This window comes from uncultured Kordia sp. (assembly GCF_947489565.1).
Classification (GTDB): domain Bacteria; phylum Bacteroidota; class Bacteroidia; order Flavobacteriales; family Flavobacteriaceae; genus Kordia.
Window position 1 is genome coordinate 1 of the sequence record NZ_CANLEA010000021.1, and the last position, 23,320, is coordinate 23,320.

Annotated in this window: 28 protein-coding genes; 19 read left to right on the top strand and 9 right to left on the bottom strand. The window is 32.8% G+C overall.

Features of this window, described 5'->3' with window-relative positions; all coding sequences use genetic code 11:
• Positions 1-266: 266 nt before the first annotated feature.
• Genes Q0845_RS22540 through Q0845_RS22560 form a run of 5 tightly spaced genes read right to left on the bottom strand, consistent with a single transcriptional unit; the run spans position 267 to position 3,334 of the window.
• Complete coding sequence (locus tag Q0845_RS22540) at positions 267-602, bottom strand: 2TM domain-containing protein (RefSeq protein ID WP_298518368.1); 336 nt, start codon at positions 600-602, stop codon at positions 267-269.
• A 10-nt stretch (positions 603-612) separates the two neighbouring features.
• Positions 613-951 carry a 2TM domain-containing protein gene (locus Q0845_RS22545; RefSeq protein ID WP_298518371.1) on the bottom strand — a complete coding sequence of 113 codons (339 nt, stop codon included), beginning with the start codon at positions 949-951 and terminating at the stop codon, positions 613-615.
• Positions 951-1,289, bottom strand: a complete 339-nt coding sequence (locus Q0845_RS22550; protein ID WP_298518374.1) for a 2TM domain-containing protein — start codon at positions 1,287-1,289, stop codon at positions 951-953. The genes Q0845_RS22545 and Q0845_RS22550 overlap by 1 nt, the downstream gene beginning before the upstream one ends.
• Positions 1,289-2,650 carry a 2TM domain-containing protein gene (locus Q0845_RS22555; protein ID WP_298518377.1) on the bottom strand — a complete coding sequence of 454 codons (1,362 nt, stop codon included), beginning with the start codon at positions 2,648-2,650 and terminating at the stop codon, positions 1,289-1,291. The genes Q0845_RS22550 and Q0845_RS22555 overlap by 1 nt, the downstream gene beginning before the upstream one ends.
• A gap of 57 nt (positions 2,651-2,707) precedes the next feature.
• Entirely contained in the window at positions 2,708-3,334 is a 627-nt protein-coding gene (locus Q0845_RS22560) for a hypothetical protein (protein ID WP_298518379.1), read from the bottom strand.
• A 503-nt stretch (positions 3,335-3,837) separates the two neighbouring features.
• On the opposite strand from Q0845_RS22560, the gene Q0845_RS22565 reads away from it, so the two are divergent.
• Complete coding sequence (locus tag Q0845_RS22565) at positions 3,838-4,299, top strand: hypothetical protein (RefSeq protein ID WP_298518382.1); 462 nt, start codon at positions 3,838-3,840, stop codon at positions 4,297-4,299.
• Positions 4,300-4,318: 19 nt separating this feature from the next.
• Here Q0845_RS22565 and Q0845_RS22570 read toward each other — a convergent pair whose 3' ends face one another.
• Entirely contained in the window at positions 4,319-4,693 is a 375-nt protein-coding gene (locus Q0845_RS22570; RefSeq protein ID WP_298518385.1) for a hypothetical protein, read from the bottom strand.
• 188 nt (positions 4,694-4,881) lie between these two features.
• Between Q0845_RS22570 and Q0845_RS22575 the strand changes: the two genes are divergently transcribed.
• Together Q0845_RS22575 and Q0845_RS22580 are read left to right on the top strand one after the other, a co-directional pair.
• Positions 4,882-5,238: a hypothetical protein gene (locus tag Q0845_RS22575; RefSeq protein WP_298518388.1), complete on the top strand. Its 357-nt coding sequence runs from the start codon at positions 4,882-4,884 to the stop codon at positions 5,236-5,238.
• 74 nt (positions 5,239-5,312) lie between these two features.
• Positions 5,313-6,290, top strand: a complete 978-nt coding sequence (locus Q0845_RS22580) for a hypothetical protein (RefSeq protein ID WP_298518391.1) — start codon at positions 5,313-5,315, stop codon at positions 6,288-6,290.
• A 76-nt stretch (positions 6,291-6,366) separates the two neighbouring features.
• Here the strand turns inward: Q0845_RS22580 and Q0845_RS22585 are convergent, their stop codons facing one another.
• Positions 6,367-7,674 carry a phosphatidylserine decarboxylase gene (locus Q0845_RS22585; protein ID WP_298518394.1) on the bottom strand — a complete coding sequence of 436 codons (1,308 nt, stop codon included), beginning with the start codon at positions 7,672-7,674 and terminating at the stop codon, positions 6,367-6,369.
• A 152-nt stretch (positions 7,675-7,826) separates the two neighbouring features.
• Between Q0845_RS22585 and Q0845_RS22590 the strand changes: the two genes are divergently transcribed.
• The 12 genes from Q0845_RS22590 (at position 7,827) to Q0845_RS22645 (ending at position 17,291) form a co-directional block, all read left to right on the top strand.
• Positions 7,827-8,198 (top strand): hypothetical protein, encoded by a 372-nt coding sequence (locus Q0845_RS22590; RefSeq protein WP_298518397.1) that lies wholly within the window; start codon positions 7,827-7,829, stop codon positions 8,196-8,198.
• A 23-nt stretch (positions 8,199-8,221) separates the two neighbouring features.
• Positions 8,222-8,737: a GNAT family N-acetyltransferase gene (locus Q0845_RS22595; protein WP_298518400.1), complete on the top strand. Its 516-nt coding sequence runs from the start codon at positions 8,222-8,224 to the stop codon at positions 8,735-8,737.
• Positions 8,738-8,802: 65 nt separating this feature from the next.
• Positions 8,803-9,486, top strand: coding sequence for a DUF6090 family protein (locus tag Q0845_RS22600; RefSeq protein ID WP_298518403.1), 684 nt, complete (start codon positions 8,803-8,805; stop codon positions 9,484-9,486).
• A gap of 131 nt (positions 9,487-9,617) precedes the next feature.
• Entirely contained in the window at positions 9,618-10,133 is a 516-nt protein-coding gene (locus tag Q0845_RS22605) for a hypothetical protein (protein ID WP_298518405.1), read from the top strand.
• A 7-nt stretch (positions 10,134-10,140) separates the two neighbouring features.
• Positions 10,141-10,719, top strand: a complete 579-nt coding sequence (locus tag Q0845_RS22610; RefSeq protein WP_298518408.1) for a hypothetical protein — start codon at positions 10,141-10,143, stop codon at positions 10,717-10,719.
• Between the two features lie 435 nt (positions 10,720-11,154).
• Positions 11,155-13,560, top strand: a complete 2,406-nt coding sequence (locus tag Q0845_RS22615) for an aminotransferase class I/II-fold pyridoxal phosphate-dependent enzyme (RefSeq protein WP_298518411.1) — start codon at positions 11,155-11,157, stop codon at positions 13,558-13,560.
• A 206-nt stretch (positions 13,561-13,766) separates the two neighbouring features.
• Positions 13,767-14,252: a DUF1572 family protein gene (locus Q0845_RS22620; protein WP_298518414.1), complete on the top strand. Its 486-nt coding sequence runs from the start codon at positions 13,767-13,769 to the stop codon at positions 14,250-14,252.
• Positions 14,249-14,734: a hypothetical protein gene (locus Q0845_RS22625; protein WP_298518416.1), complete on the top strand. Its 486-nt coding sequence runs from the start codon at positions 14,249-14,251 to the stop codon at positions 14,732-14,734. Before Q0845_RS22620 ends, Q0845_RS22625 begins: the two co-directional genes overlap by 4 nt.
• 208 nt (positions 14,735-14,942) lie before the next feature.
• Positions 14,943-15,605, top strand: a complete 663-nt coding sequence (locus tag Q0845_RS22630) for a LysM peptidoglycan-binding domain-containing protein (RefSeq protein ID WP_298518419.1) — start codon at positions 14,943-14,945, stop codon at positions 15,603-15,605.
• Positions 15,606-15,725: 120 nt separating this feature from the next.
• Positions 15,726-16,451, top strand: coding sequence for a hypothetical protein (locus tag Q0845_RS22635; RefSeq protein WP_298518422.1), 726 nt, complete (start codon positions 15,726-15,728; stop codon positions 16,449-16,451).
• Between the two features lie 26 nt (positions 16,452-16,477).
• Positions 16,478-17,011, top strand: a complete 534-nt coding sequence (locus Q0845_RS22640) for a GNAT family protein (RefSeq protein WP_298518425.1) — start codon at positions 16,478-16,480, stop codon at positions 17,009-17,011.
• Between the two features lie 46 nt (positions 17,012-17,057).
• Complete coding sequence (locus Q0845_RS22645) at positions 17,058-17,291, top strand: hypothetical protein (RefSeq protein WP_298518428.1); 234 nt, start codon at positions 17,058-17,060, stop codon at positions 17,289-17,291.
• 60 nt (positions 17,292-17,351) lie between these two features.
• On the opposite strand, the gene Q0845_RS22650 is transcribed toward Q0845_RS22645, so the two are convergent.
• Positions 17,352-19,505 (bottom strand): TonB-dependent receptor, encoded by a 2,154-nt coding sequence (locus Q0845_RS22650; RefSeq protein WP_298518431.1) that lies wholly within the window; start codon positions 19,503-19,505, stop codon positions 17,352-17,354.
• A gap of 224 nt (positions 19,506-19,729) precedes the next feature.
• On the opposite strand from Q0845_RS22650, the gene Q0845_RS22655 reads away from it, so the two are divergent.
• From Q0845_RS22655 to Q0845_RS22670, 4 genes are read left to right on the top strand one after another with little or no spacing between them, the layout of a single operon-like run.
• On the top strand, positions 19,730-19,990 hold the full coding sequence (locus Q0845_RS22655) for a DUF6576 domain-containing protein (RefSeq protein ID WP_298518434.1): 261 nt from the start codon (positions 19,730-19,732) through the stop codon (positions 19,988-19,990).
• Positions 19,990-20,529, top strand: a complete 540-nt coding sequence (locus tag Q0845_RS22660; RefSeq protein WP_298518436.1) for a metal-dependent hydrolase — start codon at positions 19,990-19,992, stop codon at positions 20,527-20,529. Before Q0845_RS22655 ends, Q0845_RS22660 begins: the two co-directional genes overlap by 1 nt.
• The gene (locus Q0845_RS22665) at positions 20,526-21,191 is read left to right on the top strand and encodes a lysoplasmalogenase (protein ID WP_298518439.1); all 666 of its coding nucleotides are present in this window, start codon (positions 20,526-20,528) and stop codon (positions 21,189-21,191) included. The genes Q0845_RS22660 and Q0845_RS22665 overlap by 4 nt, the downstream gene beginning before the upstream one ends.
• Positions 21,192-21,246: 55 nt before the next feature.
• Positions 21,247-21,951 (top strand): lysoplasmalogenase, encoded by a 705-nt coding sequence (locus Q0845_RS22670; RefSeq protein WP_298518442.1) that lies wholly within the window; start codon positions 21,247-21,249, stop codon positions 21,949-21,951.
• On the opposite strand, the gene Q0845_RS22675 is transcribed toward Q0845_RS22670, so the two are convergent.
• Positions 21,943-23,235 carry an NAD(P)/FAD-dependent oxidoreductase gene (locus Q0845_RS22675; protein ID WP_298518445.1) on the bottom strand — a complete coding sequence of 431 codons (1,293 nt, stop codon included), beginning with the start codon at positions 23,233-23,235 and terminating at the stop codon, positions 21,943-21,945. The two genes, Q0845_RS22670 and Q0845_RS22675, sit on opposite strands and share 9 nt — an antisense overlap.
• Positions 23,236-23,320: the final 85 nt, after the last annotated feature.

Here is a 23,320-nt window from a genome sequence, read left to right on the forward strand (position 1 = left end):
GCATTTTACATTTATAGTTTCTAAGTACTTCTCGATACTAATTTGTTTCACAAATTCACTCGAAGTGACGTTTGGTAGTATAGAAGCAGATTACTTCATCGCAACTCCTCATAATGACGTATTGAAATATAACTTTTACATTTATAATTTAGCATTTTACATTTATAGTTTCTAAGTACTTCTCGATACTAATTTGTTTCACAAATTCACTCGAAGTGACGTTTGGTACATTTAGAATTTATAATTCAACATTTATAATTTCAAAATCATTCCCAGTTTCTTCTGTCGTCAGACATGTATTCTTGAATTTTTCGTTCTTCCCATTTTTTTCCTAATAAAAAATCGGGACCAAAAACGCCTGCTGCATGAAATGCAACTCCAATTCCCCAGAAAAATGCTGTTGAAAAATGTCCAAATTTCCAAAATGTTTCGCCTTCGTCTAAATTCAACCAAATCATGGCTAATATAAAAACATTGACGATGATATATGAAGCAAAATGTCCATAAAATCCTTTTAGTTTTTCAACCTTCTTGCGCGCACGCATGTATGCTTCTTCTTTGGTGTAATCTTTATTATATGTGTTTGATGATAATCTTTCCATAACTCTTAATTTATAGATTTTCGGAACGAGTTTCCTCGTCCATATACTGTTTTATTTTTCGTTTTTCCCATTGTGCTCCAAAGATGTTAATGGAAGAAAACACATTCATTCCATGTATCAAAAGTACAAAACCCCAAATGATCCAAAGTGTATATAAATCTCCATCTTTTAGTGAACTTTTTATCGTTGCTCCAGCTTCCATATTATGAAAATGTTCTCGAAAAGAAATAAATAAGTTAACGAATATGTATATGGCTACATGCTTATAAAAACTGCGCAAAGACGCTACTTTTTTCTGAGCTTCAATATATGCTTCACTTTTGTGTATATGCACTTTTTCATTTTCCATTAGTTCCATCTTTTTTGCTTCTCTTCCTCCATGTATTCCTTAATTTTACGCTCTTCCCAACTTCTTCCTAGTTTTCCATCTTTCACGAAAACATTGAATGCATGAAATGCCAATCCAATTCCCCAAGCTAACCACACAACAAAGGTTCCTACATCAAAAAATGCTTCATTAAAGGTTTCTCCGTTATCTAGGTTTCTTGATATTTTTTTGATGCTAATGAATAAGTTTATACAAAGATATACGAGCAAGTGGACATAAAAACCTCTAATGTTTTCTACTTTCTTTTGCGCACGCATGTATCTTTCTGTTTTTTCGCGCTTTTGATCGTCTGTATTCATTAGTTCCAATTTTTACGTTCTTCATGTTCCATAAATTCTCTAATCTTACGCTCTTCCCAATTTCTACCAAAACGTCCACCTTCTAAATACACGCTCATTGCATGAAATGCTAATCCGATTCCCCAACCAAATATTGGAAACCAAAACCAGTGGAATTGTGGACTGAATCTTAAATTGATGAATATTAAAAATGGAATTACTAAACAGTATGATAATAAGTTATAATAAAATTCTTTTAATTTTTCTACGTGCTTTCTAGCTTGGATGTATTTATCATCTAAGTCTTGATCTTCTCTATGTATTGTTCTATTTTTCATGACTTCTCTTTGTTTTGTTAGCATCGGAATTGCTACTTGAAAATCCGATGTAGTTTTGTTAATGTATACTTGGCGTTCTGTGAGTAAATCGTATCGTTGTCGGATATTATTTAAACCTACACCACTACTCTTTTTTACAATTTGTTTTTCTTGAAGATTGTTTTCAATGATTAAATTCCCACGATCTTCATGTATTTTTATATGTAACGGTTTTGAAGGCGTTACCATATTGTGTTTTACGGCGTTTTCTAATAGTAATTGTAATGACAATGGCACTACTTTACTTTCTGGATTACTTGCCGTTTCTGGAGCTTCAAAAATGATACTATCTTCAAATCGCATTTTTAGCAAACTCATATACGTTTTGGCAAATTTCAATTCTTCATCAACCGTGACCAATTCTTTGTTTTTCTGTTCTAATACATACCGATATACTTTGGAAAGTCCGGATGTAAATTTCTGCGCTTGACGCGGATTTTCATCAATTAAAGAACTGAGTACATTTAAACTGTTGAACAAAAAATGTGGATCGAGTTGATTTTTTAAGGCATCAAACTGTGCAGAGGCCGTTCCTGCAATGATTTTTTGTTCGGTAACTCTCTTTTTTTGTAATTCCTTGTAAAAGTATATTGCGTGAAAGAAAACAGCGAAAATAATGGTGATGAGTAAAGCTCTAAAATAAAAACTGGGACTTTCCTTTTGTAGAAACTCTCCATAAGAAAGTCCTTCAATATATACACGTTGCGTAATTCTAACTAAAAATACGGTAACTATTGTAATAACAACTGAACCAACAATTCCTATAAACAATCGATATTGTTTCATCGTTTTTGTCCATTGTACTTTGGTGTTCAAATGATCAAAAAAGTACGAGTTTGCTAAACTGATTGGAATGGAATACAAGCAATAGTATCCAAAAACTATGAGCGTTTGTTTATTAAATACGATCGTGCCTCCACCTACATACTTAAATAACAGGTCTACTCCCATTAATACGATTGCAATTATAATTCCTACAAATACAACTCTTGTAAACTCTTTCATTATTTGCTTTTTTAGTTGGCTTCTATCAAATATACTAAGGATTTTTAAACGATCTCGTTACTTTTTACAATCTTCTACTAATTGTGTAGCTCGTTCTTTTCCCCAACTTGGACTATAATCATCTTTCTTTTTTTCTGCTTCAAAGAGTGTTTTTGCTCTTTCCAATTCTTTGCAATATGGCGCCGTGTCTTTTCCAAAATAGCGTGCACTTCCCATATCCCATTCTGTTTTGCTTAGTACAACTCTTGGATTGTTTTTGTCAATTGCATATGCTTTCGCGTAGATTTCACTCACTTTTGGTGCATACTGCATTCCATACGTTGCGCCGTCATAAGCTACCCAAACTGTATATAACATGGCTTGTAAAATCATGATTTCTGGATTATTTGGCGAAATACTTGTTGCATGATCAATTTGTTTTTGTGCCTTTTCTAGTTGTTGTGCTAATTTACTTTTGTCTTTAATTGCAAATCCATTAATAACGTTGATTTGCGCTGCATAATACGATGGCAACCATTCGTTTGGAGTTGCTTCAGCAATGCGCTCAAATAAATTAGCAGCTTCTACACTTTTTTGTTCTTTCCATAACGAAAAGGCTTTTTCCATTCCTTTTTCATACTTTGTTTGTGCTGTGGCAATGCTTCCGAAGAAAACTAAACTTAAAATTAATACGACTTTTTTCATTGTGTTTGCTTTTTGATGATTTTACTTTGTTTGCTTGAATTCCTGTTTTCAAATGATTGAAAAAAGATATTCGATGATGATGAATGCGATACTGATCATTTTTTGATTGATTTGATTGTTTTGATTGATGGTTCAAATATCCAATAAACTATAGGTCTGAAAAAAAAGAAACTACCGAATTGTAATTTTTTAAGGATGAATTGTCATTATGTAGATTTTTAGACTTCTTAGACCGCTTCGCTTTTAGATTTTTTGGTGGTTTATGCTTGACTTTTGTTACTTGGTTGGTTGATTTGTTTATTCGTTTACGCTACGTTTATTGAAGTCTTTGTCATTGAAAATATACTGTCAATCTAGGATTTCGGTGTTTAATAAATAAACTTCAAATACCCAAAACCTAAAAGCAAAGCGTCCCAAAACCTATTCAAAATCTCCCTATGTATAGGTATTTCCTAACATTGTGAATTGGTTATTTTTAAACTACTTAACCGAAACATTTTTTTATGCAATTTTCAGCAACCTTAGAATACTTTATACTTATTGTTGTATATGCTTTACTTAGTTATGATTTTTTAGCTACAATTGGTTTTAAAAAACCGTTAGGGAAAGAAAAGAAAAGTGTACAGAGGTTTCAACAGGTTTTATTAATACTGATTTTACTTTGTATGATTTTATATTATAGATCAGCAACAATCACAACAGTTCAATTGTCTATTGTTCCATGGATTTGGGGATTTTTAGCAGGTCATATTTTTATTAAAACTAAAAAACGTTGGCTGAACGAATTGTTAGGTTTGGGTATTTTATTGGCTATTACAATTGTGTTGTTTTTTAAACAAACAGAAATCATTCAGTCATTTACAACCACTGACATAGCGACAATTACCTCTACGATATATCTTTTGTATATAAATCTCGGATTTCTTTTAGGCATATTTCTCTGGCCTTCTACTTCAGACACATAAGAAGCATTTTACATCTGTATTAAGTAGTTGATACAACTTTTTTGAGTTGCTCTTTATATATTATGATACAGATGATACTGAAAAGGAAATTAATTCCCCATGGTAGCATACAATACGGAAATTCTATCACAATCATTGGACACGTCAATATGGAAGGAAACAAAAAAGCAGCTATTTTTTCCCATTCTTTGTTATAATCTGGAATTGTAAAATAAATGGCATAAATAAGCAAACTCCCTACAGCCCAAGCAGCTACCAATATGTATATCATTTGTATTTCACCCGTTCTGTCTCCCACAGTAATTTTGGCAAGTATCCACGGAAGCACTACATTGAGCAATAACGCTACCAAATAAAAATTTCGAACCAAATGTTGGGCAAGCTTTTTTTGCATGATGAGTTCTATTTTTTACTTAAAGATAGTTTATTTTTAAAAAGTTTTACTTTTAAACTTAACTTGTATAAAAAATATAAAAGCTTTTGAAAAACTTGACATTTACCGGTATTATAAAACTCCCTATTCAGGTAAAAGTAATTACAATATATAATTGCTTTCAAACATTGGTTATTTTATACATACTTATGCAAGTCTTTCCCATCGGTTGGTGGTTAGGAACGATAGCCGTATTGTTGATGATTACTAATTATCATTTGCTATTAGGTAAAAGAATTGCATGGAAAATCATGTGTGTTTGGTATATCCTTCTCACATTTTCAATTCAGCTGGTCTTCGATTCTTTTAGTTTTTCGTTTGACTTCGGATATGGGCTTGACATGTCAATAAGTCTTGGAATTAATTTAGGAGCTCAAAAACTAAGTATTGATGTATTATCATTAATTATGTTGATTATTCATTTTTCCTCAAGAAAATACTTTAGAAAGAAAACAGTTATTGACGAAATTGATGAGATTTCAGGAAAAGATATAAATATAAATTAATACACATACGTTCTTTCCTTTTAAGCTGTTTACATTATTTTTGTAAATACATTAACATACTATAAATCATACTTATGATTAAACATACAATCCGCTTATTTTTTATGATAAGCCTCTTTCCTCTCCTTCTTTTGGGGCAAAAAACAAAAAATACTGATAGCAAAAAAAATACAAAAGCTGTAATAACGCCAATGGTTCAAAAAGACAAAGAACTTTATCACTATTCCAAAGTAACAACACTTCCTTTTGAAAATAATTGTGCTCCCGAATTAAATGAAAAAGAACGTATGGCATGCGCAGAAAGTCATGTACGTACAATGATCTTTGAAAACTTAAATATGTTTAATGATTTTAGTGGAAATGTATATGTTTATTTTACAGTTACTAAAGAAGGTAAAATCACAGATATTGCCACAGCTAACTATCCTAAGACTTACGATTATTCCGATGATTTTAGGGATGCCATCATGAAATTAAAAGTAAAACCTGGAATGGTTGATGGAAAGGCTGTACATACCCGTATGTGGACGCCTTTTACTTTTCCTACATCTTCTAAAGAATTATTATCAGAATCTTTTGCAAAGATGAAAGACGATAAAGATGCTAGCTATGAAAAATATGAATTATTACTTTTTGATGCTACACAATACATTTTTGCGCTTCCTGTATTTGAAAAAGGTAGAGAGTGTAATGCCGCTTTTAATATTGTTCGTTTTTGGATGAATAAAGAAACTGAAACCGCAATTCCTCTTGGTGGTAAGTTTTATGAGAGCTTAACTTCTAATCAAAAATTCTTATATGTTGCTGCAGTACTAAAATATCAATTGGAACAGAAACACTATGAAGGACGCTTAGTTTCTTGTAATCCAAAAAGAGAAGGTTTAAGTAAAGAGGAACTTCGAAAAGAAATCAAAGAAGTTCAATTAGAAGCAGCAAAAATAATGCTCACGTATATGTCTGATGAAAAAAATAATGTTCCAATGAAGTCCAAAACTAAAAAGTTTTATAGAGCAATGAAGAAAGGAAAACTCAAAGAAAAGCTTTTTGATTAATCTTTTACATTATAAAATACAAACGCCACAACTTTTACATTGTGGCGTTTTTTGTTACTATGTATAATCTGATAAATTATTGTACATAAATAGCAGTCTGTCCATATTGAAAATGAATTGGAACATGCCCTGGATCTGCTTTAAACATATATAAATCTTTTACTGGTTTTTCGAATACCATGATGATATCAGAACCACCGAATCTGAACTTACCAAATTCGCGTCCTTTTACGACTGAATCGCCGACTCCAATCAATTTTTCTGCTGGCACACCTGCTGGCGGATTGTCTTTTGTATACATCATCACACCTGAAACTTGTGCCATTCCGATAGGAAGAATCGCTACTTTTCCAACATCTTCGCCTCCATCAACAATGACTAATCCACGTGCTTGATTGAATTCGTATCCATCTTCAGAACCATCTGGCGCATCCCATTGTCCTTCTACCATATCAACATTTAAAAATACTTTTCCGTTAATATCTTTAATTTCCAATACTTCTCCACTTACTGGCGTATGGAAACGGTGATAATCGTAAGGTCCTAAGAAATAGTGTACAAAGGTTCCTCCGTAAAAATCACTTGCATATTCGCTTCCATCCAACAACTCGTCAATAGTTCCGATGGCATGCGTGTTTTTTAAACGATCTTGTGTAGGCACTCCATCTTTTCCTAATACATTTCCTTGTGCATCAATTATATAATCTTGCTTAAAGGTACAATCTGCTGGCGCTACTACAGTTGTATTATCGTCTGGCGCTGCAATTGGTCGCAATGGAGAAATTCCTGTGACTGCATCAGCTCCGTTAAATTCTCTGTAAAAGAATTCGTTAAACGTAGTCCAACTTTCAGAATTATCTCCATATAAAGGATAATTATACATTGGATTGTGTCTAAACGAATAATAACTTTCTTTGGTTAATGAATCGGTTGTATCTAAAAAGCTTCCCCAAGCTTTGGCAAAATCTACCAACCAATCTGCAAACTCTGGATAGCTTTGTAATGAAAGTCCTGATTGTTCTACTTTTTGATCTACCAACCAATAGAATTGACATAATAAATCGTATACTTTTTGGTTGTAACCGTTAGAAGAATCGGTACTTTTCCATGCATTCGGGTAATTTGGATCATCACTTTCGTCTGGTACCAAACATACATACATGTCTAAATAATCATAATAATCTTGAATAGTTGTTGGCCATGCATTTCCATTAAACTCATCATTATACGCATTGTATAAATCTGAATTTAAGCTTTCTTTCGCAGAAATATTTGCGGCTTGTAATGATACTAATAAGGCAGACTCTATTTCTGGCTTCGCTTTTAATAATGCTTGTAACTCTACCACAACTGGGCTATGCTTCAAATGTATTGGGTTTTTCATTGTAATATGGTTTAGTTTTATATATCTCAAATATAGAAGCTAAATACTTCTGATATAAGCGTAATACTATCCTAATTTAAAAAGCACGTAGATTTGCGTACTTTTATAACTACATATTGATTTTACTATATTTGATTCTTAAGAACAATACAATGGATTATTTAGATCAAGAAAAGTTTGGAAAAGTATTCTGCTTTTTTGATTGTCATGGCGAATTTTTAGATCCACAATCATTTAAAGCATGTATAAAACTTCGAAATACTGTAGATGATTTAATGGCACAAGGCTTAACTAAGTACGAAGCTATTATGGAAGTTTGTAAACAGGTACATATTTCTTTTGAAATACTTTTAAAACAGAACCATGTTATTACCATTACTACATTTATGAATAACAAAGAATGGAGTCACAATACCTTTCAAGGAAATAGATTTGATGCCACAAAGTTTATAGCAAGTGAATTATATAAGATGCTGTATATTAAGTTTGAAAATATAGTTTTCATTGAAGAAGTCTCTGAATAAGATATTAATCCTCTGTATTTAAAATGATTCACATACGAAAAGCCACTCCAAATGACATCAATGCCATTGCGCAATTAGGAAGCACTACTTTTTTAGACACGTACTTACCAAATACGCCTAAAGAAGCCGTGGAATCTTTTGTAGAAAATGCTTTTGCTATAGATACGCTTTGCGCAGAATTTGACGATCCAAACGTTCACTATTTTTTGATTTTTTTGGAAGAAACACTCGCAGGATATTCTAAAATTATACACAACGTACCTAATACTACTATTGAAGAAACGCAGCTTACCAAACTTGATCGTTTTTATGTATTGAAAGAATTTCACGGACAAAAATTGGGCGCACAACTATTTAATCATACTATAGATTTTTCTAAAGAAAACGAACAACAAGGAATTTGGTTATATGTATTAATTGAAAACGAACGTGCTTTGCGTTTCTATCAACAAAACAACTTTCAAATTGTGGGCGAATACGATTTTAAAATTTCGGAAACACGATACAATCCTAATTATATCATGTATTTGGAATATTAAATCGACGCAGAAGTTTGTATATTGGTTCAATCCTAATAGGAAGACATCATCTAATCAGAAATATTTTGAAAAAATTCATTAAAAAAATTAATTGGAAATATGCGTTTGGAGAACTATTCTTAATTTTTCTCGGTATTACCATGGCTATTTGGTTTAACAATTGGAATGAACATCAAAAATCGAAAAGAATAGAAGTAAAATCCATTAAGGAAATCAAAAATGCAATTCATCAAGATTTATTAGATATCGAAGAAAACATTGCAGGTTTTGGCGCAAGAGTTGCCTTGTACGAACGTATTATTCGTCATATTAAAAATGATCTTCCTTTAGATAAAGATTTACAAGCACAACTTCCATATTTGCAAGGTATCACAACATTTCTATCGAATATTGGTCCTTATGAAACCTTGAAGTCTAGAGGTTTGGAAACCATAAGTAACGACAGCATTCGGTTAAAAATATCGCTGTATTATGATTTTGAATATGAAAAAATTCAAACCAATGAAAGACAACATTATGAACATCATATAAATTATATGAAACCTATGATGTTGAAGAGTTTTGACATGTCAAATAATGAAATAAAGCCGCTAAATTACGACGAATTATTCCATGATTTTGAGTTTAAGCAAACCATTAGTTGGGCACTGCGTATCGATCAATATATGTTGGATTTGTATAAACGATTATCCAAAAAAGCAAGATCGCTTATAAAAGAACTTGACGACGAAATTATTCGCATTGAATAAAGAAGTATCACAACGCTTTCAACAAAATAATCATTCCTTTACAGTTTTTTGTCTTTTATGTTTGCTGATAAATCGTTAGGCAAAAAAGTTCCGTACATTAGAGAAAAACGCTAATACTTTACTTTCATCACATGAAATCTAACGCTATTCTCTTTTGTCTATTTTTGATCATGGTAAGTTGTCATCAAACAAAAAACGACAATGCTAAAACTCCCATACAAATTATCAATGCATTTGATGATGCAGAAGTAACATGGTTCAAATCTAAAGGAACTGGAACAATTACGGGCGTTGCGAAATTTAAATCTAAAAGCGGTGAAGTACGGTATGGAAAAGAGTTTCGAATTGAGTTGATGCCAAGTTGCACATATACGGAAGAACGATTGCAACATATTTACAAAAACAAACAATCTGGAGCTGTATTTCTTGAAGATGGAATTCCAACATTTACACCTGATCCCGAAGGATATCACGACACTATAAAAATGATGTGTGATGAAGATGGTGCGTTTGCATATAAAGATTTGCCTGCAGGCGATTATTACATAATTGCTTTTATGCTGTGGGATGAAACTGGCGGCGGACTCATGCAACGTGTGACACTTACCGAAGGCGCAACCAAACATATTGAAATGACTAATTTTTAACAGAAACATGAAAAAGTATTTCGTATTGCTGCTCGTATCATACTTGTATGCGTGTTCAACCAAAGAAGCTACGCAATTTGTATTGTTTGATGAAGAATTTACCTTTACGCATCAAGATGCATTAACTTCTTCGCCGAGTAAATCACATTATTATGTCATGAATGAAATGCTTTCTCCTAACATTCCGAAAGATTGGACGCATCCTATTGATTATAGAAACGGAACAGTTCACATTCGTATTGAAGTCATTGAAAAACCTACAGGAAACGAACCTACAAAATGGACACTTTGCTATATTCCCAACAAAGGACAAGAAAATATGTACGGCTGTACTTCTACGAATTTGTTTACGAACGAAGGAATTTATGAAAAAGACGTTTCTATGAACGAATTCTGGGAAAATGAATCTATTATTTGGTCAGAAGGTATCAAACAAATGGATTTAGTGATTAAAGATGATAGCGGCGGACAAGGACATGCACACAAACGTTCTGATCATGAAAAATTTTTTCCCACCAAAGTACGCATCACCATGATTCAAGTGGCAAAAGGAGCGACTTATGATGCTTCTATCTTCCAAAAATAATCTTTAATTTAGCTTCCGCTTCTCTAGTTCTCTTTACAATAATTTCATTCAATCGGATTGGAATTATTAAAAATAAAACCTACTTTTAAACCTGTAAAAGTTTACTTTTCATTAAAGTAATTACACATTTTCTTGTTTTAAGAATCATGGATATTATTTATTCTACGCTAAAACTATCGTTTGTAGCTGATTAGAATTACGCCTTATCAAATTCATGATGTCTTGAAGCCAAGGTAGAATTGCTTGAAAAAAACTTTTATAGCAGTTTGATGTACTACATAAATTTAAGATAAGGCATATCTTCAAAAAGTACATCTACAATACAACACATAGCAAATTATAGACTTGCAAAAAGGGACATTATAGTCGTGACTTTGCTATGGAATACATGCCAAATTTTACAGAAAAAAGTTAACTCCATAAACAACCTACATTATGATTGACACGTTAAATCAAATCATTGAAGATGGATTTAGAAGAAAGTTGGTACACAATTTTACTACTCCAAATCCACAATTACCCAACAACACTATTGTCATAGACGATAATGAAATGATCCATTTTGGATCTTGCAGTTATTTAGGACTCGAAAAAAACAGAACGTTACAAAACGGTGTTATCAATGCCGTCATGAAATACGGCACACAGTTTTCGTCCTCAAGAGGCTATGTTTCGGTAGACTTGTATCAAGAATTGGAACAGTTAATGTTTCAAATATTCAACAAACCTGCGATTGTTTCAGCAAGTACAACCTTAGGACATTTGGCAACAATTCCTGTCTTGGTCGGCAAAAATGATGCTGTGATTCTGGATTTGCAAGTACATTCGAGCATTCAGATGACTGTACAACAGTTGAAAGCTAAAAACATTCCAATCCATATTATTAAGCACAATTGTATGGAATCGCTAGAAAATCAGATAAAAAAACTATACAACAAGCATGAAAAAATCTGGTATTTTGCGGACGGTATTTATTCCATGTACGGAGATTATGCGCCGTTTGAAGCACTCGATTCTTTACTAAATACCTATGATAAATTCCATCTGTACATTGATGATGCGCATGGTATGGGATGGACTGGCAAAAGCGGTTGCGGTGTTGTGTGGAGTAAAATGCAACAATCTGAAAAAATGATTTTGACAGTTTCTTTAAATAAATCCTTTGCTGCTGCTGGCGGATGCATCGTTTTTCCGAATGAAGAAACCGCAAAGAAAGTTCGGAATTGTGGTCCTACGTATTTGTTTTCTGGTCCAATTCAACCGCCAATGTTAGGCGCTGCAGTTGCTTCTGCAAAATTGCATCTTTCTGAAGAAATCAAACCGATGCAAGATACGCTTTGGGAACTTATTCAATATACAAACCAGCGATTGGATGCTCTTGGTTTTCCGCAGTTTCAAAAAACAGATAGTCCTGTATTTTTTATTCCTGTGGGACTTCCTAAAATCTGTTATGATATTATTTCTAAAATGAAAGACAAAGGTTTCTTTGTAAATACCGCTTCTTTTCCGGTAGTTCCGATGCGTAAAAGCGGAATTCGTTTTATGATTACTACTTTTTTGGACAAAACTCATATCAATTCCATGTTGACGACTTTGTGTGAAGTGTATGCGGAAACTATCATGGAAAATGAGATGACTTATGAAAAAATAGCAAAGACATTTTCCATTCCAAATTTCAACATTCATATTGAAAAACAACACATTAGAAATGAATCAAACGAGAAACTTCAAGTGGAGTTATTTCGTACCATCAAAGATTTGGACGAAAAAGAATGGAATGCAACTTATTCCCGAAATGGCACCTTGAGTTATGCCAATTTAAACTTGATTGAAGATGTATATTCGCATCAAACAACACCCGAAAATAACTGGGATTTTTATTATTTACTCATAAAAGATCACACGCAAAAAGTCATACTAAAAACTCCAATTACAGTAGCGTTGATTAAAGACGATATTTTTCATCCAGGATATGTTTCTGAAAAAATTGAAAACTTACGTTTGGAAAACACGCCTTATTTTTTGACTTCAAAAACGGTCATTACGGGAACTTTGATTACCAAAGGAAATCATGTATATATTGATTATAAAAACAAACATTGGAAAAAAGCCTTGTCTTTGTTTATTGAACAACTTTATAAAGTGTTGGAAACGTCCAAAGCAACTAAAATCATGATTCGCGATTTCTACGGACAACAAGATAGCGAGTTTGAGACTGAAATGCTTGAACGCGGATTTATCAAGTTTCAATTGCCAAATAATATGGAAGTTGAGCATTTAACTTGGAACGATAGGAATCAGTATTTAAAATCGCTGCCACAGAAATACCGCTACAATGTAAAAAAGGAAATTATACAGTACGAACCGAATTTTGAGACTTCATATACAAAACCAAACAGCGAAGTTGAAATCAGTCAAGTGTATAAATTATACGAGCAAGTCTTTGAAAAGTCGTATGATTTGAATGTTTTCAAACTGACTTATGAATACTTTCAAAGAATGTGTACTTCTGATGAATATGATGTGATTCGATTGTACTTAAAAGATGATGAAAGCAAACATACAAATCGTTTGGTGGGCGTTATGTTTAGTCATATTCATGAAGATGTATACAATGCGTTAATTGTCGGTTTGGATTATGAATATGTGTACAGTCACAAAACGTACAAACAAATTTTATTCAAAACCTTATTAAGAGCTAGAGCTTTAAATTGCAGAAAATTAGATTTGGCATTTACTGCCGAAATGGAGAAGAAAAAAATTGGTGCCAGACCCAAAGAAGTATTCGCGTATATGCAAGCCACAGAACATTTAAAAGGCAGCATGTTGGAGTTTATGTAATGTTTTGACATAAAACAGAAAGCTTTTAACAATCAATACTTTGTCAGTTTCAGCGCAGTCGTGTAGTGAGGAATAATCATATTTTTCATTCATCTCGACTGCGCTCGACTTGACAATTTTGCAAAATTTTTCCTTATCAAAGTGGTAAAAAAAGTAGTTTTTTGAATGTATATTGTGACACCTTTACTGATTTAAACACCAATCTTATGCAAAAAGAAAGTTTATCCAAAAGTCTGGCAAACCGATTACGTGAAGTATATACTGAAGGAAAATGGGTTACAGGAACCAACGTGAAAGAGCAAATTATGAATACTTCTTGGCAAGATGCTATACAAAGTATTCACGGTTTAAACTCTATTGCAAAATTGACATTTCACTTAAACTATTATATCGTTGGTGTGACACAAGTATTTGAAGGCGGAACCTTAGATATTAGAGATAAATACAGCTTTGATGCGCCTCCAATTACTTCGGAACAAGATTGGAAAGATCGCGTTAAAAAGTTTAGTGAAGATGCTGACAAATTCATTCTTTTGGTAGAAAACATGTCCGAAACACAATTATTTGAAAATTTTGTGGTGGAAAAATACGGTACTTATCATCGAAATATAGATGTACAAATTGAACATGCGTATTATCATTTGGGACAGATATTGTTAATTAAAAAGATGCTAAAAAACTCAGAATCATGAACATTTTCCCTACAAAAAAGCTGTATTTCAAACTTCATGATACGCAAACAAAAACCTTAGATCAATTACAACGAAGAACTAAAAAATCTGAAAAATTAGTTACGTATTATACAGATAAATCTTTTATAGGAACAATTAAAGGAAATAACTTTCATCTTATTTCTTCAACTATAGGCAAAGGTGCTTTCTGTGTGATGAAAGGTAAAATTGACGCAAATAAAGGCTATGTCCATGTGGAAATTCACAAAGCTTTCAGAATATTAATCACTATTATGATATGTCTTATTCCAATTGGTCTTTCCATCGTTTTCTTTACTGATAAAGAGCAATTCAGTTTTTTATTGATTATTGTGGCGATTATACAAATATTGATAATTCGCTTTATTGCTGTAGAACTTGCTTTTAAATTTTTATCAAGAAACAGTTTACAACGACTACGAGACGTTTTAGATGCTGATTGGATACGTCAAAATGAGTATTAAAATCAGTAATTAAAATCCAACGGAGAAACCTTAGCTTTCAAAAGGCATTTCACGATTTAACACATATATATTCAGGCATTCAAAACAATTTTCTTCTTTTTCTTTTCCGACATTTGAAAGTTTTTAATGCATATCACATTGTCTATTTGTAATCTTTTTTCTATTTTTCAAGTACAATATATTTGAAATCTTACCTAAATCTTTAATCATGAAATTCTTTTCAAAATTACTTCTCATAACCATTTTTCAATTATTTTTTCACACGGGCTTTTCTCAAGAAGTCAATTCAGCATATGTAGTTCAACATGGAGATTGGTTGAGTAAAATTTCTCAAAAAGCATATGGAAATCCGCATTTATACTATAGAATTATTGAAAGTACCAATGAAAAGCAACTGACAGACCATAGTTTTCAAAAAATTACGGATGTTCGTAAAATTCGTGTGGGTCAAAAATTGTGGATTCCAAATTATTCTTCAACTAAAGACACAAAAGGCGATGGTGTTTTAGTAACTATTCCGGTTACAGATTGTGAAATACGCGTATGGTATAACTATCAAGTTGTCGCTATTTCCGAACTTAATAAAAACTGGATTTCACAAGATATCGATTTAAAAACCAGAGCGAAAAAAGCGTATACACTTCGACATAATGCGCGTGTAAATGCCAGATTCATGATGCAAAACAAAGATTCAGTAAAAGCTTTACAGGCTAGAGATTTAAAAAAATATAAAAATCCGCATGGACCCACTTTTGAATATCTCATGGAAAAATGCAGTAAAAGTGGCGCTACAACCGAACAATGTTATCAAAGTATTATTAAAACTTCAAGTACGGTTAGTAAAGTATATAATAATCAATGTAAGGATTAAAAACTCGAATCTAAGACTGCTTTCAACACTTTTAGAAACTTAGACGAATACTGATTGTGCTGTTTTGGTCTAGTTTTTGTGCTATTGTATACACAAAATTAACCATCAAAATCATTACACATGAAACATTTTGTAAGTGTTGTTATCGTAGCTTTATTCGTAAGTGCTTGTTACCAGCAACCCCAAAAGAAAACTGTGGCTACATTAGAAACGTCACAAATTTCAAACGAAATCAAAAAGAACACGTATCCTTTTTCAAATGTGAGCTTATATGATGATTTCAGTAATGAATTGATTTTAGATACGCTTCAATTTAAACGTGAAGCTCAATTCTCACCGCTATATATTGGTGATGAAAAAAAAACGATCAAGCTTGTATACAAAACGTCCAAACTAGCCTATAATGGAACTGAGTTTGATCGTGATTATAGAATTCCGACTACTTCTGACATACAAATATTTATAGATACTACCAGAACTATTGGTTTTTCTATGCCTATGGCTGTCTCATATAATAAAACTGAATATCGCACCAATAAAAAATCGTATCCTGTATTTATTAAAAATACTTCTAATAAGATTCACCAAATTGGTATAGGAGAAATTTTATATATGAAGACTGAAGCAAAAGATTCTACTGGGAATTGGCGTGAAATAGAACGTGATTTCATGTATTTTTGTGGCACAGGATTAGCTAGGTATTACCTTAATCCAAACCAGATAGCAATAACAGCATTCCGACAAAATTACGGTCGTTTTAAAACTAAGTTCCGTATAAAATTTGGCAGTTTTGAACATCCAATTTATTCTAATGAAATTGATGGATATTTAAATTTTGAGTTGTAAATTTAACTCAATCTTTTCCTATCCAAATGATCGAAACAGAAACGCTTTTACTAAGACCTATTCGTCTTGAAGATTCTATACAGGTATTTGATTACAGATCAGATGCCAACACAAATAAATTTCAAAATTTTGTCCCAACAGATGTATCTCAAGTAGATGAATTCATTGCTGAAAATCCTTCACAATTTAATGTACCTAATACTTGGTTTCAATTAGTTATTATTGAAAAATCTTCTCAAAAAATCATTGGAGATTTAGGAATTCATTTTATAGCAGGAGATCATCAGCAATGTGAACTTGGTTGTACTTTACACAAGGATTTTCACGGAAAAGGATACGCGACAAAAGCCATGGCACTTGTCATTGATTATTTGTTCAATACATTAAACAAACACCGAATCATAGCTTCTGTAGATCCAGAAAATACGGCTTCTATTCAACTTTTAGAACGCTTACGCTTTAGAAAAGAAGCACATTTTAAACAAAGTCTATTCTTCAAAGGAACTTGGGTTGATGATGTTGTGTATGCTGTTTTACAACATGAATGGAATAAAGATTAGCTAGTACGAGTTTCCAAACGCGTGCAAACAAATAAAACTAAAAAGTATGTCGCATCAATTAAAATTCAATTCTTTTGAAGAACTAGAAAATCATTTAAGAAATTGTATTCATTGGAATGCCACAGAAGATATTGGACAATATGATACTGTTGGAATTACGACGCTTCTCGTGGCTTTATTAGAAAATCTAGAGGAAAACACACATGAATCTCAATACGAAGACTTAAAACAGATGCTTTCCAAGCAACATATTAATTTTTTGGAAAAGCTACTGAAATAGAATATAGAAGCTAGCACGAGTCTCAGACTCGCGCTAGGTTTTACAGTTAGATAGCAACAACTACAACGTATCCAATTGATTGCTTTTCTTATCATCACTAATCGTCCAAAAGAATCCTACAAAGAAGAATTGATCTGCATTCGGACGACGTGTCATACGCTGAAATGTTCCGTTTATATCTGGTTGGTTTGCGTATTCATACCCAAATACATTTCGAAGTCCAAGCGGATTTGATACTGAGAAAAATAATATTTTTTGTTGTGAAATTAAGTACGCCCAATTCACACTTACACTATGGAAATCTTTGGTTTTTTCATTTAAGAAACCGCCAACATTCGGGTTGGTATATGCTCTACCTGTAGAGTAGCTATAGCTGAATCCTACCTGACTTTTCAATTTGTCAATCCAATGTTTTGTCACCAATGAAAAGTTGTGCTTTGTCGCAAAATTTGGCATGGCTTCTACAGGATAATTTTCAAATTTACGCGAAGTGTCTAAGTACGAATACGAAACCCAATAATCTACATTTTTGATACTTTTATTATCTCTCCACCAAAGATCTAATCCAGTTGCATGTCCAAAACCATCATTGGCAAAATCAGTTCCGAACTGAGGAAAATCACCTGAAAACGTAATTAAATTGTTGTATTCTTTATGATACGCTTCCGCGCGAAATGTCTTTCCATCATGCACATATTGATAGTTTAAAATATAATGTGTCGCATTTTCTGGACGGAAATTCGTATTAAATTTCAGATAATTACTATTCGGATTCTGGTAAAACTGTCCGAAAGCAAACGATACTTGATCTTTTTCTGAAGTTTTGTACGCCACAGATAAACGCGGTGAAATCGTAGTCTTGTCTAATAATGAAGTATGATCTAAACGTACGCCAACTTTAGCTGCGAAGTTTTTAGAGAAAAAGATATCTGTTTCCGCAAAAGCACCAATTAAATTACTCTTAAAACCATAATCAACCTTTGGTACGAACGGATTTTCAAACTCTTCGTCAAAATCAGTTGTAAAATATTCTGCTCCAAAACTCAGTTTGAAGCGATTGCTAAAGTTCTTTTTCAACTTTGTTTTAAAGTGGAATGAATTTTCCAAACTGTTAATTCGATCGTCAATAATACGTACTTTCGATTGATCGCGCGTATAACTCAATCCAGAAGTTATTGCCCAATTTTCACCAAATACGCCTTTGTACGAACCATTCATATATAAATTGTTGTTGTTCAATTTGAAACGAACCAATTCATCAAAATTGATACTTTCTTGATCTAGTTCAAAATCGGTAATATCAAATGCAGTATAAAATTTTAAGGTTCCATTCTCAAAATGATGACGAAATACACTTTCTCCTTGTCCACCTTGAAACGGTTTAATCCAATCGTTACGATCTGGAAACAACTCTAAATACGGCGCTAAGTTGATATATGACGTACTAAAACTGACAGAACCTTTCTCCCACTTTTCTGTATGTCCAAGTGCGCCACCAACCGTCATCACTGAAATATCTGTCTTCTCTTGATCGGGTTCGTTAATCGTATTCAATTCTAAAACTCCCGACAAGGCTTGTCCAAATTCTGCGGAGTAACCACCTGTAGAAAAGGTAATTCCTTTAAATAAAAATGGCGAATAACGTCCACGCGCAGGAATATTATTGGTTGTATTGCTATACGGCGTAAACACACGAATTCCATCAATAAATATTTGTGTTTCTTCGGCACGTCCGCCACGTACAAACAAACGTCCATCTTCTGCTACCGTACTCGTTCCTGGTAACGTTTGTAAAGCACCTACAAAATCGCCCAAAGCACTTGCTGTAGTCACAATATCTAAAGGTTTTAACGCTGTTACTTTGGCATTTTCTCCAGCTTCAAACGATCCTGCGCTCAAAATTACGGCATTCAATGCATCTACATTTTCACGAAGTTGAATCGTTATATTTTCCATTTTTGAAACTTCCAGAGATATTTCTTTCGTTTCAAACGATAAAAAAGAAATTACTAAAACCTGTGTTCCTGTTTCTTCTGTGGTAAAGTTAAATGCCCCTTTTTCATTGGTAGAAGCGCCATCATACGTACCTTTTAAATACACATTGGCGCCAAAAATAGGTTCGTTTGATTGATCGGTTACAATTCCAGAAACAGTCGTTTGTGCCACAATTATATTGCAGAAACAGAAACCGATAAGTAGTAGTAATTTTTTCATGAGATTATTTTATTATTGATTGATGATGGGACAAATCTCTTGTAAAATGAAAGACTTAGAAAAAAGGAACTACTCAATTGTCGTAATTTATGGATGAATTGTAGTTAAGTTAAATTCGAGTTAAAAAAACAGAATTCAGCAATTGAATTTGATTCTAATTGCAGAAAAAATAGAAATATCATACTTTTGATATCTAAAAAAATCCCTAGAAGCACTATTTACTCATGAATATAATGGTTTACCTTGCCTGTGCAGTTATTGCAATTTTTATTTACATTAAATTTTTTAAGCCAAAGAGTGATGGCGGAGGATTTACTGAAAAGTCAGGTCAAAGATACCAAACCATTGATGATAAATACAACGCGCAACGCAAAGAGAAACAACAACGCATTGATCGTATTTTAGAGAAAATCAATGAAAAAGGTGTAGCCAGTTTAACACCACAAGAAAAAGCGCTCTTGGACGAATATTCAAACTCTCAATAATGGCGTCTATTTTTGGACATGCTTTGGCAGCGTATACGATTGGAAAAGTTGCCCATGTAAAACTAAATCCTGTAAAGTTATCCTTATTAGCTATTTTCTGTGCAGTTATTCCTGATGCAGATGTGATTATGTTCAATTTTGGGTATCCATACATGCATCCGCTTGGACATCGTGGATTTACCCATAGTATTTTGTTTGCTTTTATATTGGCTTTTTTGATCCGTGCTATCTTTTACAGAAAAGTCAATTATTTCTCCAAACTCGGTATCATATTATTTGTCATTTTTCTCTTATCTACCTTATCTCACAGTATATTAGATGCGTGTACCAATGGCGGAAGAGGTGTTGGTTTCTTTATTCCTTTTGAAAATTCTCGTTATTTTTTCCCTTGGCGACCGATTATGGTTTCTCCATTAGGCGCTGGCAAGTTCTTTAGTGAATGGGGATTGCGAGTGCTTCAAAGTGAAGCGCTGTATATTGGAATTCCTGCAGTAAGTTTATTAGTCTTAAATTATTTCTTTAGAAGGAAATCCTCATGAAAACAAAATTCTTCCTTATTCTTTTTGCAGTTATCACAATACTTGAACTCTTTTTTGGAAGCTTTGAAGACTATACATATTTACATTATTTTACAAAACCAGCAATTGTAATTTCTTTACTTGTGTTTTTTCTTTCAAATTCAAAACATTTGACTTCTTCTTTGAAGTTGATCACTATTCTTGCCTTACTCTTTTCCTTATCGGGAGATGTTTTATTAATGTTTGTTACAAGCTCTGAAACTTTTTTCATCGCAGGTTTGGTTTCTTTTTTGTTAGCACATATCATGTATATTTTGGTTTTCCTGCGCAATAGAAATACCAAAATGAACAATTTCCCATTCATAGCACTATTATTAGTATACGCTACAGGTTTGTTTTGGTTAATTAAAGATGGATTAGGAGATTTGTTGATTCCTGTTTTGGTTTATATGGCAGTAATCTTAACTATGGCTACAACAGCATTTTTGCGAAAAGAAATGGTATTACACGTTGGTTATGTATATGTTTTTGTGGGTGCAATATTTTTCATGTTATCTGATAGTTTACTAGCAATCAACAAATTCCATTATACACTTCCTTTTTCAAACCTTAGCATTATGTCTACATATGCCTTGGCGCAACTTTTCATTGTTTTGGGAATTATCAAAAGTTATAAGAACTAAAAAGTACTATTTTTTTCACTAAATTGCACTGCTTTTTGAGAAGCATGATAGTTGTATGAAATTTTTTAAAGTCTTTATTGCTATATTCTTACTAAATCTTTCTTTAGACATTTATTTTAATAATGCTAAAGAGTTTTATGAATTCAGAATTGTCACAAAGCCTCTAATAACTCTTTTATTAGCTGTCTTTTTTTATGTGAATAGTCATGCAATGCAATTTCGCCATCGAATGACTATTATTGGTGCTTTGTTATTCCTGTGTGCAGGCGATGTTCTTTTATTACAAGACACTCCTTTTTATTCTTTTATGGGAGGATTGGCACTATTTTTAATCTCTATGCTACTCTACTCGCTGTATTTTTATAAGCAAACGAGATACGATATTGACCGATTGATTCCTTATTTGGCAGTATCCTTATTGATTTCGCTCTCCATGATTTACTTAATGTATGATGGTTTAAATAATTTATTAATTCCAGTCATGATTTATCTGGTAACTGTACTCAACTTTTTAAAAATTGGTTTTTTACGTTACAAAAGTGTAAATATGAAAAGTTATCGCTTGGTATTTATAGGAATTGTTTGCTTTACGTTGGCGCAAATGATTATTGGACTCAATGAATTTTATAAAACTTTACCATATAAAGATATATATATCATGTTCTTCTATGGAACTTCTCAATTATTAATTATTATGGGTATTTTGTCAATCAGTTCCCATGAAAAAGTTCAAAAACAAGAAGACGCTTTCTTATTGTAAAGATGATTTTTTGCGTTTTTTATACGGTCTAATAATTAAGCGTGCTTCACGATCGAAACGAATATAATTATATACCCAATTGATAAAAACTACCATTCGATTTCGGAATCCAATTAGGAAGAATAAATGTACAAACATCCACACAAACCAAGCAAAAACTCCTTGAAATTTGAATTTTGGTAAATCAACTACTGCTTTGTTTCTTCCAACAGTTGCCATAGAACCTTTGTCATAATAACTGAAAGGTTTCATTTCTTTGCCATTGAGTTGACGCACTAAGTTTTTTCCCAAGTTTTTTCCTTGCTGAATGGCAGGTTGTGCCATCATTGGATGTCCAAAAGGATATTCTTCACTTTGCATAGAAGCAATATCTCCTAAAGCATATATATTGTCAAATCCTTTTACTTGATTGAACTGATTCACCAAAATACGATTGCCTCTTGTAATGAGTTCTTCTCCGTCTAAACCTGGAATAGTTGCTCCTTTTACACCTGCTGACCAAATTACAGTAGCCGATCTGAAGTTTACAGTATCATTTGTTTGTACCTTATCTCCATCATAATTGGTCACTCGTAAATTTTTCCAAACATCAACGCCCAAACCTTGCAAATAATCTTCTGCCTTTGCAGACGCTTGTTCGCTCATTGCTGGTAATATACGATCGGAACCTTGTACTAAATTGATTTTCATCTGACGAATGTCTAAATCAGGATAATCTTTTGGAAGAATTCCTTTTTTTATTTCTGCCAACGCTCCTGCCAATTCAACACCCGTTGGACCAGCGCCTACAATCACAAAATTCATGAGCGCATTTCGTTCTTCCAAATCAGAAATTAAAATCGCCTGTTCAAAATTTTCAAGAATCAAACTACGAAGGTTCAACGATTGTGGAATCGTTTTCATCTCCATACTGTGTTTTTCAATTTCGCTATTGCCAAAAAAGTTTGTTTTTGAACCTGTGGCAATGATCAAATGATCGTAGCTCAATTCCCCAATATCAGTATTAATACATTTATTGTCCGTGTCTATAGCTTCCACATTGGCCATACGGAAATAAAAATTTGGGTAATCTTTGATAATTTTTCGAATGGGATATGCAATAGAATCGGGTTCTAATCCGCCCGTAGAAACCTGATACAGTAAAGGTTGAAAAGTGTGATAATTATGTTTATCGATTAATACGGCTTGAACTTCTTGTTTTTTTAACTGCTTTGCCAGCGAAATTCCTGCAAATCCGCCACCAATAATGACTACTCTTGGGTAGCTTGTTCTTGGTATGTTCATAAAAAAAAGTGACTTTACACTACAAAAATACGGCTTTCTAATTTTTTTTTGAAAAATATGTAACATATTTGTGAAAAGAAACACT

Coding starts and splice junctions, on each gene's coding strand:
- Q0845_RS22650 (WP_298518431.1), bottom strand. CDS start 19,505: ATGAAAAAATTACTACTACTTATCGGTTTCTGTTTCTGCAATATAATT.
- Q0845_RS22570 (WP_298518385.1), bottom strand. CDS start 4,693: ATGCAAAAAAAGCTTGCCCAACATTTGGTTCGAAATTTTTATTTGGTA.
- Q0845_RS22610 (WP_298518408.1), top strand. CDS start 10,141: ATGAAAAAGTATTTCGTATTGCTGCTCGTATCATACTTGTATGCGTGT.
- Q0845_RS22590 (WP_298518397.1), top strand. CDS start 7,827: ATGGATTATTTAGATCAAGAAAAGTTTGGAAAAGTATTCTGCTTTTTT.
- Q0845_RS22655 (WP_298518434.1), top strand. CDS start 19,730: ATGAATATAATGGTTTACCTTGCCTGTGCAGTTATTGCAATTTTTATT.
- Q0845_RS22565 (WP_298518382.1), top strand. CDS start 3,838: ATGCAATTTTCAGCAACCTTAGAATACTTTATACTTATTGTTGTATAT.
- Q0845_RS22595 (WP_298518400.1), top strand. CDS start 8,222: ATGATTCACATACGAAAAGCCACTCCAAATGACATCAATGCCATTGCG.
- Q0845_RS22605 (WP_298518405.1), top strand. CDS start 9,618: ATGAAATCTAACGCTATTCTCTTTTGTCTATTTTTGATCATGGTAAGT.
- Q0845_RS22575 (WP_298518388.1), top strand. CDS start 4,882: ATGCAAGTCTTTCCCATCGGTTGGTGGTTAGGAACGATAGCCGTATTG.
- Q0845_RS22560 (WP_298518379.1), bottom strand. CDS start 3,334: ATGAAAAAAGTCGTATTAATTTTAAGTTTAGTTTTCTTCGGAAGCATT.
- Q0845_RS22635 (WP_298518422.1), top strand. CDS start 15,726: ATGAAACATTTTGTAAGTGTTGTTATCGTAGCTTTATTCGTAAGTGCT.
- Q0845_RS22555 (WP_298518377.1), bottom strand. CDS start 2,650: ATGAAAGAGTTTACAAGAGTTGTATTTGTAGGAATTATAATTGCAATC.
- Q0845_RS22615 (WP_298518411.1), top strand. CDS start 11,155: ATGATTGACACGTTAAATCAAATCATTGAAGATGGATTTAGAAGAAAG.
- Q0845_RS22540 (WP_298518368.1), bottom strand. CDS start 602: ATGGAAAGATTATCATCAAACACATATAATAAAGATTACACCAAAGAA.
- Q0845_RS22645 (WP_298518428.1), top strand. CDS start 17,058: ATGTCGCATCAATTAAAATTCAATTCTTTTGAAGAACTAGAAAATCAT.
- Q0845_RS22620 (WP_298518414.1), top strand. CDS start 13,767: ATGCAAAAAGAAAGTTTATCCAAAAGTCTGGCAAACCGATTACGTGAA.
- Q0845_RS22640 (WP_298518425.1), top strand. CDS start 16,478: ATGATCGAAACAGAAACGCTTTTACTAAGACCTATTCGTCTTGAAGAT.
- Q0845_RS22545 (WP_298518371.1), bottom strand. CDS start 951: ATGGAAAATGAAAAAGTGCATATACACAAAAGTGAAGCATATATTGAA.
- Q0845_RS22630 (WP_298518419.1), top strand. CDS start 14,943: ATGAAATTCTTTTCAAAATTACTTCTCATAACCATTTTTCAATTATTT.
- Q0845_RS22625 (WP_298518416.1), top strand. CDS start 14,249: ATGAACATTTTCCCTACAAAAAAGCTGTATTTCAAACTTCATGATACG.
- Q0845_RS22670 (WP_298518442.1), top strand. CDS start 21,247: ATGAAATTTTTTAAAGTCTTTATTGCTATATTCTTACTAAATCTTTCT.
- Q0845_RS22660 (WP_298518436.1), top strand. CDS start 19,990: ATGGCGTCTATTTTTGGACATGCTTTGGCAGCGTATACGATTGGAAAA.
- Q0845_RS22585 (WP_298518394.1), bottom strand. CDS start 7,674: ATGAAAAACCCAATACATTTGAAGCATAGCCCAGTTGTGGTAGAGTTA.
- Q0845_RS22550 (WP_298518374.1), bottom strand. CDS start 1,289: ATGAATACAGACGATCAAAAGCGCGAAAAAACAGAAAGATACATGCGT.
- Q0845_RS22580 (WP_298518391.1), top strand. CDS start 5,313: ATGATTAAACATACAATCCGCTTATTTTTTATGATAAGCCTCTTTCCT.
- Q0845_RS22665 (WP_298518439.1), top strand. CDS start 20,526: ATGAAAACAAAATTCTTCCTTATTCTTTTTGCAGTTATCACAATACTT.
- Q0845_RS22675 (WP_298518445.1), bottom strand. CDS start 23,235: ATGAACATACCAAGAACAAGCTACCCAAGAGTAGTCATTATTGGTGGC.